The sequence below is a fragment of the Azospirillum sp. A26 genome (assembly GCF_042604635.1).
Lineage (GTDB): Bacteria > Pseudomonadota > Alphaproteobacteria > Azospirillales > Azospirillaceae > Azospirillum > Azospirillum palustre.
Map to the genome: position 1 here is coordinate 1,626,377 of NZ_CP170473.1, position 13,140 is coordinate 1,639,516.

Annotated in this window: 10 protein-coding genes; all 10 read right to left on the reverse strand. The window is 68.2% G+C overall.

The window, feature by feature from the left end; translation table 11 throughout:
- Nucleotides 1-99 precede the first annotated feature (99 nt).
- Nucleotides 100-1,719, reverse strand: coding sequence for a sensor histidine kinase (locus ABNQ39_RS21485; protein WP_376960345.1), 1,620 nt, complete (start codon nt 1,717-1,719; stop codon nt 100-102).
- A complete protein-coding gene (locus ABNQ39_RS21490; RefSeq protein WP_376960347.1) occupies nt 1,700-2,524 on the reverse strand; it encodes a response regulator transcription factor in 825 nt (274 codons plus the stop codon). Before ABNQ39_RS21490 ends, ABNQ39_RS21485 begins: the two co-directional genes overlap by 20 nt.
- Nucleotides 2,525-2,552: 28 nt before the next feature.
- The gene (locus ABNQ39_RS21495; protein WP_376960349.1) at nt 2,553-3,287 is read right to left on the reverse strand and encodes a hypothetical protein; all 735 of its coding nucleotides are present in this window, start codon (nt 3,285-3,287) and stop codon (nt 2,553-2,555) included.
- Nucleotides 3,288-4,154: 867 nt separating this feature from the next.
- Nucleotides 4,155-5,054: a hydroxymethylglutaryl-CoA lyase gene (locus ABNQ39_RS21500; RefSeq protein ID WP_376960351.1), complete on the reverse strand. Its 900-nt coding sequence runs from the start codon at nt 5,052-5,054 to the stop codon at nt 4,155-4,157.
- 3 nt (nt 5,055-5,057) lie between these two features.
- Complete coding sequence (locus tag ABNQ39_RS21505; RefSeq protein WP_376960353.1) at nt 5,058-7,061, reverse strand: acetyl/propionyl/methylcrotonyl-CoA carboxylase subunit alpha; 2,004 nt, start codon at nt 7,059-7,061, stop codon at nt 5,058-5,060.
- Between the two features lie 5 nt (nt 7,062-7,066).
- Nucleotides 7,067-7,849: an enoyl-CoA hydratase/isomerase family protein gene (locus ABNQ39_RS21510; protein WP_376960355.1), complete on the reverse strand. Its 783-nt coding sequence runs from the start codon at nt 7,847-7,849 to the stop codon at nt 7,067-7,069.
- Between the two features lie 10 nt (nt 7,850-7,859).
- Nucleotides 7,860-9,467, reverse strand: a complete 1,608-nt coding sequence (locus ABNQ39_RS21515; protein ID WP_310119496.1) for a carboxyl transferase domain-containing protein — start codon at nt 9,465-9,467, stop codon at nt 7,860-7,862.
- A 30-nt stretch (nt 9,468-9,497) separates the two neighbouring features.
- The gene (locus ABNQ39_RS21520) at nt 9,498-10,631 is read right to left on the reverse strand and encodes an acyl-CoA dehydrogenase (protein ID WP_376960358.1); all 1,134 of its coding nucleotides are present in this window, start codon (nt 10,629-10,631) and stop codon (nt 9,498-9,500) included.
- 65 nt (nt 10,632-10,696) lie between these two features.
- Entirely contained in the window at nt 10,697-11,878 is a 1,182-nt protein-coding gene (locus ABNQ39_RS21525; protein WP_376960360.1) for an acetyl-CoA C-acyltransferase, read from the reverse strand.
- 51 nt (nt 11,879-11,929) lie between these two features.
- Nucleotides 11,930-13,102: an isovaleryl-CoA dehydrogenase gene (locus ABNQ39_RS21530; RefSeq protein WP_376960362.1), complete on the reverse strand. Its 1,173-nt coding sequence runs from the start codon at nt 13,100-13,102 to the stop codon at nt 11,930-11,932.
- Nucleotides 13,103-13,140 lie beyond the last annotated feature (38 nt).

Sequence of the window (13,140 nt, forward strand, 5' to 3'; positions counted from 1 at the left end):
GGCCAAGCCATGCCGGACCGTAGCCGCAGCGGTTGGAGCGATGCGGTTCCGAAGCCTGTTTGCCGGCAGCTTGGCGGTTCAAGCCGCCAGCGGATGGTTTCAGGCCGCCAGCGGCAGGGTCACCGTCATGCGCAGGCCGCCGGTCGGGCGGTTTTCGGCACGCACCCGGCCGCCGAAGGCTTCGATGTTGCGCCGGACGATCCACAGGCCGATGCCGAAATGCGCCGCCCCGGCCTGATGCGCCGCCGCCTCGTCCTCCGGCATGCCGCGGCCGGGCTCGCGGTGGGAGAAATAGCGCTCGAAGATGCGTTCCAGATTGGCGGGATCGACCCCCGGCCCCTCGTCGTCCACCACAAGCTCGGCGCAGGACCCGACGCGGGTCAGGCGGACGCTGACCGTCCCGTCGGCGGGCGAGAAGCTGACGGCGTTCTCCACCAGATTCTCGACGATGGTCTCCAGCGTCTCCTCGCTGGCCCGCACCACCAGCCCGGCATCGATGCGCGAGCGCATGTGCAGGCGGCGTTCGGCCAGCAACCCGGTGTAGCCGCCGGCCATCCGTTCCACCAGCGACGACAGGTCGACGCGGCGCCGGGCCGGGGCCAGCAGGTCGGCCGCCGCCTCGTCCATCCGGCGGGCGAAGGAGACGAGGCCGTCGAGCTTGTCCAAGGACTTCTCGATCATGGTCAAGGCGCGCTGGCTGCGGGCGTTCTCCGCCGGCAGGGCGCGGCGCAGCGGTTCCACCGACTGGCGGATCACGGCGATGGGCGTCTTGAAGGCGTGGGCGTTGTCCTCCGCCGCGCGGCGCAGCGACTGGGCGCTGTCGCGCAGGGTGGAGACCAGCCGGTCGAAATCCTCGGCCACGCCGGCCAGTTCCGGCACGGTGTTGCGGGCGGCGAAGGAGGCGTTGCCGCTGTCCTGGTCGGGCACGTCCTCGCCGCCGACGATGCGGCGGGCCAGATCGCCGAAGCGGTTCAGGTTGCGCCAGATGCCCGCCAGCACGGCCAGCACCAGGGCGGCCATCGCCAGATAGATCGCCGCGGCGGCCTGCACCGCCGGCGTGCTCCAATAGGGACGGCCGATGGAGGAGGAGATGTAGGCTTCGGTCGCGTGGCTGGTCACCAGCGCCCAGCAGCCGAAGCTGGTCTTGATCGGGGTGATGGAGGACAGCACCTCCTCCCCGCCTTCGGCATGGGGCACGCGCATCGCCAGCGTCGCGTTGCCGGCGCAGCTCGATCCCAGCCGGTCCAGCACGCCCTGTTCGAGCAGCAGGCGCCGTTCGGCGTCGATGTCGGCGGTCGACAGGCTGGGCGCCGCGGCGACGTAGAAGAAGGGTTCCGGCCCGGCCTTGGCGCCGGACGCGGTGGTGGCGTTGGCGGATGCCGTCACGCGCGGGCGCACCAGCAGTTTCAGCCGCGTGCGGTCGTCGCCGTAGCGGGCAAGGGCGATGCTCAGGCTGGGAAGGGCCGTGCGGTCGACGCCCAGCAGTTCGGGCTCCAGCGCGCGGGCGATCAGTTCGCCCTGGCGCTGGGCGCTTTTCAGCAGAAGCTGCTGCGACGCCTCGTCGGCCCGCTGGAACTGGTCGTAGAGCAGGACCGGCACGGCGACGAAGACGAGGGTGAGCAGCAGCAGGCGGCTCGCCATCGAGCGCCAGAGCCACAGCAGGCGGGCGGACGCCCGTCGGGGCGCCCGCATCGCAAGGTCAATCGGCAGCAGCGCCATCGATCAGCATATCCTCGCCCATACCGTCTTCGTCACGGCCCTGGTTGGCCGCGTTCTCACCCTTGCCCCAGCGGTAGCCGAAGCCCGGATAGTTCTCGATGCAGGCGAAGCTGGCGTCGACCGAGCGGAACTTCTGACGGATGCGCTTGATGAAGGCACGGACGTTGGCGCGGTAGCCCGACGGGCCGTAGCCGGCGACGAAGCCCTTGCCGTGGACGAGGTCGTAGATCTCGCGGTAGGAGACGTCCTCTTCCGGGCGGGTCGACATCAGCTTGACGATGTTGAACTCGGTCAGCGTCAGGTCGATGCGCTTGCTCTTCCAGAAGGCGCGGCTGTTGTCCAGGCGCAGCTCCAGCTCGCCCAGGCGGTGGCTGGTGGCGCTGCCGCCGGCCTCCCCGTCCTCAGAGCCCTTGGCGCCGTCGCCCTTGATGCCGTCCAGGATCAGGCGCATGCGCTTCAGCAGGATCGACAGGCTGCGCGACTTCTCCACGAAGTCCAGCGCACCGCCGGCCAGCGCCGCCTCTTCATAAATCTGGTCGGACAGCACGGTCAGGAAGATGACCGGGGTGGCGATGCCGCGGGCGCGCATCTGGCGCAGCACGTCGATGCCGTCCAGCTTGGGCATGCGCCAGTCCAGCAGGACGATGTCGACCGACCCGCCCTCGGCGAAGAAATCGAGCGCCGGTTCGCCGCGGTCGAAGGTGATGACCTCGTAGCCCTCGTCGCCGAGGTTGAGGCTGAGCGACTCACGGAACAGATCGTCGTCGTCCACCAGAGCGATGCGGGCAATGGTCGGATCGGTCATCGCGGACATTCCCTTGTTCGACTCCGGCTTACTGAAACCCGGGGCGGACAGGGCGCCCTGCGTCAGCTTGAGCGAGGAGTTGGGCGAAGCATCGGTGGTCGGCGTCAGGGACATTTTGGCTGCTCTTCATGTCGTAGGAGAGGGCGCGGAAGTCCTGGGACGAGGTCATATCCATGAAGAAGAAGACCTTGAGGGTACAATCGCCCTTGGCATACCGCCAGATCTTGGCGGGAGGCGCCTCTTCCCGTGCAACGGGGGACCCCAGGAGTTTGAGAGTCTGGACTTCGTCCAGCCCGACAAGGCTGTCGGGGTCGGCGTTGGGGGTTGCGGGTGGGGTGGACATGCCCCCCATGGCCGGCGCCGTCATCGGCACCGCAGCGGCGTTCGCCGCCTGGGAAGCGGTATCGGGTGCGATGGCCGCCAGCTGGGTGGAGGCCTGGGTGGATGACTGGGCGGACGCCGCGGCGGTCGCCACGTCGCCGGTGGTCACCGGCGGGCCGGGCTGCGGCATCGGCAGGGCCGGCGCCAGCGTGGCGGCGTCGGGAACCTTGCGGGCCGGCTTCTGCCTGGGCACCGGCGGGGTTGCCGCACGGGCGTTCGGGTTGGCCGACGTCACGTCCGCCCCGCCCCATCCCGGCCCGGCCGTGTTGGCCGGGCAGCCGGCCAGCAGCAGGACCGCGACCAGCAGGCCCGCATGTCGGCCCCGGCCGGCGGCGTAGGCGCCGAACTGCGCCACATCGCGGAGGACTGCCGGCACGGTCATGGGGGCGGGCCTTTCAAATCCAGGAGGAACGGACATAACGGCATTAACACGGGACGAACCATTTCCATCTAGCCTTGAAGTCAACTTCGCGTGCTGGTTGGAGTTGGCCGCGTCTGATGTCCCTAAACTCAATCCAGTCTGGTTAATGGCGCGTTAAAGCCACAGCCCTTACCCCCATTTTGCGAAAGCGGATCAATATTTTTCGAAGTTTCGTTTGATTTTCGAGCGAATCCACAGCGGATCTCGGGGCTCTTTGCTCAAAAGTGGTATGAAAACCGGTCAAATCCATTGCTCGCCAGCCGCTTCGTTGAAGATGTGCGGGGCGACAGGACGTGACAGAAATGAGGCGGGAGGATGGCCGGAACGGGTCGGGATCGTGGCGATTGCCCAAAAAACAATCGGCACAAAAATAATCGGCGGCGGAGCCACCCGGGTATGGCTCCGCCGCCGTTCAGCCGGACGGGCAACAGGTCATGGAGCGGCGCGCGTGAAGCGGCCGTGGGTCGTTGCCACTGGAACTCCAGCCGTGGTTCCGGCCGGCCGTCAGGCCGGTCGGCGTCGTGGGAACGCTGCGTTTTCGGCACCATCCATCACGAAGATCATGATGCGCCGACCGGGCCTCAGCGTCAAGTTTGTAGCACGTACAATTTGGGATGCCGCATATCCGGACGATGGGAGGAGGCGCTGCTCCACACATTCCACAAACCGCTTGGCTCCGGCCAGGGGCTTAACAGCATGACACGGGCCAGCCTTGGCCCATAAAGCCGGGTGAGGATCGATGACCATTCCAGGCGGATTGCGCCCCCCCAAATACGAAAGGGCCGCGCCCCCTTTCGGAAGCGCGGCCCTTCGTTGCCGAAGATTCCCTTACGCACAACCACGAGCGCGGGCCACCTTCGATGCGGTGGGGCGGCCGATGGCGTCGCTGATGAACGCCCCGGCCGCGATCAGCCTGTCCAGATCGACCCCGGTCTCGATGCCGAGGCCGTTCAGCATGTAGAGCACATCCTCGCTCGCCACGTTGCCGCTGGCGCCCTTGGCATAGGGGCAGCCGCCCAGGCCCGCGACGGAGCTGTCGACCACCGCCACCCCCATCTGCAAGGCCGCCAGGATGTTGGCGAGCGCCTGCCCGTAGGTGTCGTGGAAGTGGACGGCGATCTTTTCCACCGGCACCCGCTCCGCCACCGCGGCGATCATCAGTTGCGCCTTGGTCGGGGTCCCGGTGCCGATGGTGTCGCCCAGCGAGATCTCGTAGCAGCCCATGGCGAACAGCCGCTCCGCCACATCGGCCACCGCCTTGGGCGCGATCTCCCCCTCATAGGGGCAGCCGAGCACGCAGGACACATATCCCCGCACCGGCACGCCGGCCGCCTTGGCCTGTTCCATGACGGGGGCGAAGCGGTCCAAGCTCTCGGCGATGGAGCAGTTGATGTTCTTCTGGCTGAAGCTCTCCGAAGCGGCGCCGAACACCGCCACCTCGTCGGCCCTGGCCGCCAGCGCGCCCTCCAGCCCCTTCAGGTTGGGGGTGAGGGCGGCATAGCGGACGCCGGGCTTGCGGGCGATGCCGGCCAGCACCTCGGCGCTGTCGCCCATCTGCGGCACCCATTTGGGCGAGACGAAGCTGGCTGCCTCGACCACGCCCAGGCCGGCGTCGGACAGGCGGTTGACCAGTTCCACCTTCACCGCAGTCGGCACCATCGACTTTTCGTTCTGGAGGCCGTCGCGCGGGCCGACCTCCACCATGCGGACGAATTTCGGCAGCAGCATCGGTCAGGCCTCCGCGATGTCGAGAACCAGCAGATCGACGCCTTCCGACACCTGATCGCCCGCCGCGAAATTCACCGCGCTGACGGTGCCCGCCGCCGGGGCCTTGATAGTGTGCTCCATCTTCATGGCCTCCAGCAGCATCAGCGGCGTGCCGGCCTCGACGGCTTGGCCCGGCTCGACCAGCACACGGACGACGGTGCCGGGCATCGGCGCAGTCAGACGGCCGGAGCCGCCCTCCTGCTCCGCCGCGCGGGCGCTGGGGTCGTCCAGTGTCAGGCGGGACACGGCGCCGTCGATCAGGACAGTGAGGTCGAGCCCCTGCCGCACCACCGTGGCGCGGGTGCGCATGCCGTCCAGCGTCGCCGTCAGCAGCCCGTCGGCGAGGCTGACCCCGGTCACCGGCATCGGCTTGCCGCCATCCACCGCGACCTCATAGCCATCACTGCGGAAATGCAGCGTCACCTCGCGCGCGGTGTCGCCGTCCATCAGGCGCAGGTCGTAATGGTTCTCCTCGTTCAGCCGCCAGCCATTGGCGAGCAGCCACGGGGAATACCGATCCGACCGGGCGCGCAAGGCGGCCTGGGCCTCCTCCCGGCGCGTCAGCAGCACCGACAAGGCGGCGGCGGCCAGCGCCTTGTCGGCGACCGGGGCCGGCGGCGGCAGCAGGTCGGCGCGATGACGCTCGATGAAGCCGGTGTCGATCTCCACCGCCTTGAAGGCCGGATGGCCGGCGATGGCGCCGAGGAAGGCGACATTGGTGGTGACGCCGACCACCTCATAGTCGGCCAGCGCCACCCGCAGGCGGCGCAGGGCGCTGTCGCGGTCCTCGTCCCAGACGATCAGCTTGGCGATCATCGGGTCGTAATACATCGTCACCGAATCGCCCTCGCGGACGCCGGTGTCGACGCGGACATGGTCGCTCTCTGCCGGCGGGCGCAGCCGGACCAGCTTGCCGATGGCGGGCAGGAAGTCGCGCTGCGGATCCTCGGCGTAGAGCCGCGCCTCGAAGGCATGGCCCTTGCGGGTCAGCTGGTCCTGACGCAGCGGCAGCTCGCCCCCGGCCGCCACCCGCAGCTGCCACTCGACCAGATCGAGGCCGGTGATCTTCTCGGTCACCGGATGCTCCACCTGCAACCGGGTGTTCATCTCGATGAAGTAGAAGCCGCCATCCTCATAGAGGAACTCGACGGTGCCGGCACCGACATAGTTGACTGCCTTGGCGGCGGCGACCGCGGCCTCGCCCATGCGGCGGCGGAGGTCGTCGGGCAGGTTGGGGGCCGGCGCCTCCTCGATCACCTTCTGGTGGCGGCGCTGGACCGAGCAGTCGCGCTCGAACAGGTAGACGCCGTTGCCGTGGGTGTCGCAGAAGACCTGGATTTCGACATGGCGCGGCCGGCCGAGATACTTTTCCAGCAGCAGGCTGTCGTCGCCGAACGCCGCTTTGGCCTCGCGCTGGGCGCCGGCAACCGCATCGGCCAGTTCGTTGGCGGCGCGCACCACGCGCATGCCCTTGCCGCCGCCGCCGGCCGACGCCTTGACCAGCACCGGATAGCCGATCCGTTCGGCCTCCGCCGACAGGGTGGCGAAGTCCTGGTCGGTGCCGTGATAGCCCGGCACCAGCGGCACGTCGGCATTCGCCATCAGCCGCTTGGACTCGGCCTTGGAGCCCATGACGCGGATCGCCTCGATCGGCGGGCCGATGAAGACGACGCCGGCCTCGGCGCAGGCCGCGGCGAAGCCGGCATTCTCCGACAGGAAGCCGTAGCCGGGATGGATGGCCTGGGCGCCCGTGCGCTTCGCCACGTCGAGGATGATGTCGCCGCGCAGATAGCTTTCGCCGACCGGGGCCGGGCCGATGCAGACGGCCTCGTCGGCCATCTGGACATGCATGGCCTTGGCGTCGGCCTCCGAATGGACGGCGACGGTCTTGATGCCCAGGCGGCGGGCGGTGCGGATGACCCGGCAGGCGATTTCGCCGCGGTTGGCGATCAGGATCTTGTCGAACATGTGGATCAGCTCCGCCAGGACGGGGTGCGTTTGTCGAGGAAGGCGCCGACGCCCTCCTTGCCTTCGGCGCTGGCGCGCTGGCGGGCGATGCGCTCCGCCGTGTCACGCACCACGTCGTCGGTCAGCGGCCGGCGGGAGACGGCGCGGATCAGCTCCTTTGCGGCAGCGACCGCAGTAGGCGCGCTGTCCATCAGGGTCTTCACCGTCTTCGCCACCGTCTCCTCCAGCCCGTCGGCATTGGTCAGCTCATGCAGCAGCCCGATGCGGTGGGCCTCCGCCGCGCTGAAGCGCTCGCCGGTCAGGAAGTAGCGGCGGCAGGCGCGCTCGCCGATGGCGGCGATGACATAGGGGCTGATGGCGGCGGGGATGATGCCCAGCCGGACCTCCGACAGGGCGAAGGTCGCGGTCTCGACGCCGATGGCGATGTCGCAGGCCGACACGAGGCCAACGCCGCCACCGAAGGCCGGCCCCTGCACCACGGCGACCGTCGGCTTCGGACATTCGTCCAGCGTGCGCAGCATGGTGGCGAGGCCCATGGCGTCGGCCAGATTCTCCTCGTGGGAGTAGCCGGCCATCTTCTTCATCCAGGACAGGTCGGCCCCAGCCGAGAAGCTCTTGCCCACCCCGCGCAGCAGGACGACGCGCACCGCCGGATCCTCGCCCACCCGGCGGAAGGCCGATGTCAAGTCGGCGATGACCTGCTCGTTGAAGGCGTTGTGAACGTCGCCGCGGTTCATGGTGACGGTGGCGATGCCGGTGGCGGCGATGTCGATGAGGATGTCGCTCATGGTCGCCTCCTCACATCCGGAAGACGCCGAAGGGCGTCTTCGGCACCGGGGCGTTCAGCGAAGCCGACAGGCCGAGGCCCAGCACCATGCGGGTGTCGGCCGGGTCGATGATGCCGTCGTCCCACAGCCGGGCGCTGGCGTAATAGGCGTGGCTCTCGCGTTCGAACTGGGCGCGGATCGGCGCCTTCAGCGCCTCGTCGTCCTCGGCCGACCACGGCTTGCCCTGGGCTTCCATGGCGTCGCGCTTGACCTGGGCCAGCACGCCGGCCGCCTGCTCGCCGCCCATGACCGAGATGCGGGCGTTCGGCCACATCCACATGAAGCGCGGGCTGTAGGCACGGCCACACATGCCGTAATTGCCGGCGCCATAGCTTCCGCCGATGATGACGGTGAATTTCGGCACCTTGGCGCAGGCGACCGCGGTGACCAGCTTGGCGCCGTCCTTGGCGATGCCGCCGGCCTCGTATTTGCGGCCGACCATGAAGCCGGTGATGTTCTGCAGGAACACCAGCGGGATGCGGCGCTGGCAGCACAGCTCGACGAAATGGGCGCCCTTCAGGGCGGATTCGCTGAACAGGATGCCGTTGTTGGCGATAATGCCGACGGGATAGCCGAAGATGTGGGCGAAGCCTGTCACCAGCGTCGTGCCGTAGAGCGGCTTGAACTCGTCGAAGCGCGAGCCGTCGACCACCCGCGCGATCACCTCGCGCACGTCGAAGGGCTTGCGGGCGTCGCTGGGGATGACGCCGTACAGCTCACGCGGGTCGAAGGCGGGTTCCTCCGGCTCGCGCAAATCGAGGTCGATGTGCTTGGCGCGGTTCAGGTTCGACACCACGCGGCGGGCCATCGCCAGGGCATGGGCGTCGTTCATCGCGTAATGGTCGGTGACGCCCGAGGTGCGGGAATGGACGTCGGCGCCGCCGAGATCCTCGGCCGACACCACCTCGCCGGTCGCCGCCTTCACCAGCGGGGGACCACCGAGGAAGATGGTGCCCTGGTTGCGGACGATGATCGCCTCGTCCGACATCGCCGGAACATAGGCGCCGCCGGCGGTGCAGCTTCCCATTACCACGGCGATCTGCGGGATGCCCTCGGCCGACATGTTGGCCTGATTGTAGAAGATGCGGCCGAAATGGTCGCGGTCGGGGAAGACCTCGTCCTGGTTCGGCAGGTTGGCGCCGCCGCTGTCGACCAGATAGATGCAGGGAAGGTTGTTCTGCTGGGCGATCTCCTGCGCGCGCAGGTGCTTCTTGACCGTCAGCGGGTAATAGGTGCCGCCCTTCACCGTCGCGTCGTTGGCGACGATCATGCATTCCTGCCCGGCGACGCTGCCGATGCCGGCGATGATGCCGGCGGACGGGATGTCCTCGGCATAGACGCCGTCGGCGGCCAGCTGCGACAGCTCAAGGAAGGGCGAGCCAACATCGAGCAGCTGGCGGATGCGCTCGCGCGGCAGCAGCTTGCCGCGGGCGAGGTGCTTGTCGCGCGCCTTGGCCCCGCCGCCCTGCTGGATGGCGGCGACCTTCCGGCGCAGATCGTCGACCAGGGCCTGCATGGCGTCGGCGTTGGCCTGGAACTCGGCGGAGCGCGCGTTCAGGGCGCTCTTCAGGACGGTCATGCCGTCTTCCTCCCGGTTTGGCGGTCTTGATTACTGAACAAGGGCACGGCTGATGACCAGCCGCTGGATGTCGCTGGTGCCCTCGTAGATCTGGCAGACCCGGACGTCGCGATAGATGCGCTCGACCGGGAAATCGTTGAGGTAGCCGTAGCCGCCATGGATCTGGATGGCGTCGGAGCAGACCTTCTCCGCGATCTCCGAGGCGAACAGCTTGGCCATCGCCGCTTCCTTCATGCAGGGCACCCCGGCATCGCGCAGGGACGCCGCATGCAGCACCATCTGGCGCGCTGCCTCCACGCGGGTCGCCATGTCGGCGAGGCGGAAGGCGATGGCCTGATGCTGGATGATCGGCACACCCATGCTCTGGCGCTCCTGGGCATAGCGGATGGCGTGGTCGAGCGCTGCGCGCGCCATGCCGACCGACTGCGCGGCGATGCCGATGCGACCGCCTTCCAGATTGGCCAGCGCCACCTTGTAGCCGGCGCCTTCGGCGCCGAGCATCAGCTCGGCGGGAACCCGGCAGTCCTCGAAGACGATCTGGCAGGTGTCGGAGCAGTGCTGGCCCAGCTTCTCCTCGGTCCGCGCCACCTGATAGCCCGGCGTGTCGGTCGGCACGATGAAGGCGCTGAGCCCATTCTTGCCGGCGGCCGGATCGGTCACCGCGAAGACGATGGCGACACCGGCCTGCGAGCCGGAGGTGATGAACTGCTTGGTGCCGTTCAATACCCAGTGGTCGCCGTCGCGCCGGGCGCGGGTCTTGATCGCCGAGGCGTCGGAGCCGGCCTGCGGTTCGGTCAGGCAGAAGGCGCCCAGCATCTCGCCGCGCGCCATCGGCTTCAGGAAACGGTCCTTCTGGGCCTCATTGCCGAACTTCAGGATCGGCATGCAGCCGACCGAGTTGTGCACGCTCATGATGGTGGAGACGGCCCCATCACCGGCGGCGATTTCCTCGATGGCGAGCGCGTAGGCGACATGGTCGGTGGCAGCACCACCGAACTCCTCCGGCACCAGCATGCCCATCAGGCCGAGTTCACCCATCTCGGCCAGTTCGGCCTTGGGGAAAGCACCGCTGCGGTCGCGCTCGGCGGCGGTCGGCGCGAGCCGGTCCTGCGCGAAGGCGCGGGCCATGTCGCGGACCATGGTCTGTTCTTCGGTCAGGTGCATGCTGCTCCTCCCTATTTTTTATGGCCCCTCTCCCCGGGGGAGAGGGGGATACCGGCGGGAGTGCCTTAAACCCGCTCAACCGCGATGGCCGTCGCCTCACCGCCGCCGATGCACAGGCTGGCCACGCCGCGCTTCAGGTCGTACTTCTCCAGCGCCGCCAGCAGCGTGACGAGGATGCGGGCACCCGACGCGCCGATGGGGTGGCCGAGCGCGCAGGCGCCGCCATGGACGTTCACCTTGTCGTGCGGCAGATCGAGATCGCGCATCGCCGCCATGGTTACCACGGCGAAGGCCTCGTTGATCTCGAACAGGTCGACGTCGCGGGCCGACCAGCCCACCTTCTCGAACAGCTTCTGCATCGCGCCGACCGGCGCGGTGGTGAACAGCGCCGGCTGCTGGGCGTGGTTGGAATGGCCCTTGATCTCGGCGATCACGCGCAGGCCGAGGCGGTCCGCCTCGCTGCGGGTGGTGACGATCAGCGCCGCGCCGCCGTCGGAGATCGACGAGGCGTTCGCCGCCGTCACCGTGCCGTCCTTGGCGAAGGCCGGCTTCAGCGTCGGGATCTTCTTTGGATCGCCCTTGCCCGGCTGCTCGTCGGTGTCGACCAGCACGTCGCCCTTGCGGCCCTTGACCAGGACCGGCGCGATTTCCGCCTTGAAGGAGCCGTCCTCCACCGCCTTGCGGGCGCGGTTCAGGCTTTCGATGGCGAAATCGTCCTGCGCCTCGCGGGTGAAGCTGTAGCTGCTGGCGCATTCCTCGGCGAAGGTGCCCATCAGGCGGCCCTTCTCGTAGGCGTCCTCCAGCCCGTCGAAGAACATGTGGTCCAGCACCTTGCCGTGGCCCATGCGGTAGCCGGCGCGGGCGCGGTCCAGCAGGTAGGGGGCGTTCGACATGCTCTCCATGCCGCCGGCCACCACGACCCTGGCCGAGCCGGCCTTGATCACGTCATGGGCGAACATCACCGCCCGCATGCCGGAACCGCAGACCTTGGAGATGGTGGTGCAGCCGACGCCCTTCGGCAGCCCGGCGCCCAGCGCCGCCTGACGCGCCGGGGCCTGGCCCAGACCGGCCGACAGCACGTTGCCCATGAACACCTCGTCCACCGCGTCCGCGGCGAGGCCCGAGCGCTCCAGCGCCGCCTGGATGGCGACGGCGCCCAGCTGCGGGCCGGTCAGGCCCATGAGGTCGCCCTGGAAGCCACCCATCGGCGTGCGGACGGCGGCGGCGATGACGATGCTGTCGGTCATGGTGGTCGGTCCCTTTCCCTCGATGCTCTTTTCTGACTTTTCCGCCCGGCCTTACGCCGTTTCTTTGAACAGTTCGCGACCGATCAGCATGCGGCGGATCTCGCTGGTGCCGGCGCCGATCTCGTAGAGCTTGGCATCGCGCAGCAGGCGGCCGGTCGGGTACTCATTGATGTAGCCGTTGCCCCCCAGCGTTTGAATGGCCTCCAGCGCCATCCAGGTCGCCTTTTCGGCCGAGAACAGGATGGCGGCGGCGGCGTCCTTGCGGGTGGTCTCGCCCCGGTCGCAGGCCTTGCAGACGGCGTACACATAGGCCTTGGCGGCGTTCATGATCGTGTACATGTCGGCGATCTTGCCCTGCATCAGCTGGAACTCGCCGATGGCTTGGCCGAACTGCTTGCGGTCGTGGACATAGGGGATCACCACATCCATGCAGGCCTGCATGATGCCGAGCGGCCCGCCGGACAGCACCGCGCGCTCGTAATCCAGGCCGGACATCAGCACGTTCACGCCGCGGCCGACGCCGCCCAGGATGTTCTCCTCCGGCACCTCGCAATCCTCGAACACCAGCTCGCCGGTGTTGGAGCCGCGCATGCCCAGCTTGTCCAGCTTCTGCGCCACCGAGAAGCCCTTGAAGCCCTTCTCGACCAGGAAGGCGGTGATGCCGCGCGGGCCGGCATTGATGTCGGTCTTGGCGTAGATCACCAGCGTGTCGGCGTCGGGGCCGTTGGTGATCCACATCTTGGTGCCGTTCAGGACCCAGATGTCGCCCTTCTTCTCGGCCCGCAGCTTCATCGACACCACGTCGGACCCGGCGTTCGGCTCCGACATCGCCAGCGCGCCGATATGCTCGCCGGAGATCAGCTTGGGCAGGTAGCGGCGCTTCTGCTCCTCGCTGCCGTTCTTGCGGATCTGGTTGACGCAGAGGTTGGAGTGCGCGCCGTAGCTGAGGCCCACCGAGGCCGAGGCGCGGGACACCTCCTCCATCGCTACGACATGCTCCAGATAGCCCATGCCGGCGCCGCCATACTCCTCCTCCACCGTCACGCCGAGGATGCCGAGGTCGCCCATCTTGCGCCACAGCTCGTTCGGGAACTCGTTGGTCTGGTCGATCTCGGCGGCGCGGGGGGCGATCTCGTTGGCGGCGAAGCTCCGCACCGAATCGCGCAGCATGTCGGCCGACTCACCGAGGTCGAAATTCAGGCTCGGGTACTGGTTGGACAGCATGGACGTATCGCTCCCCTGGGAAATCATCCGTTCTTTGA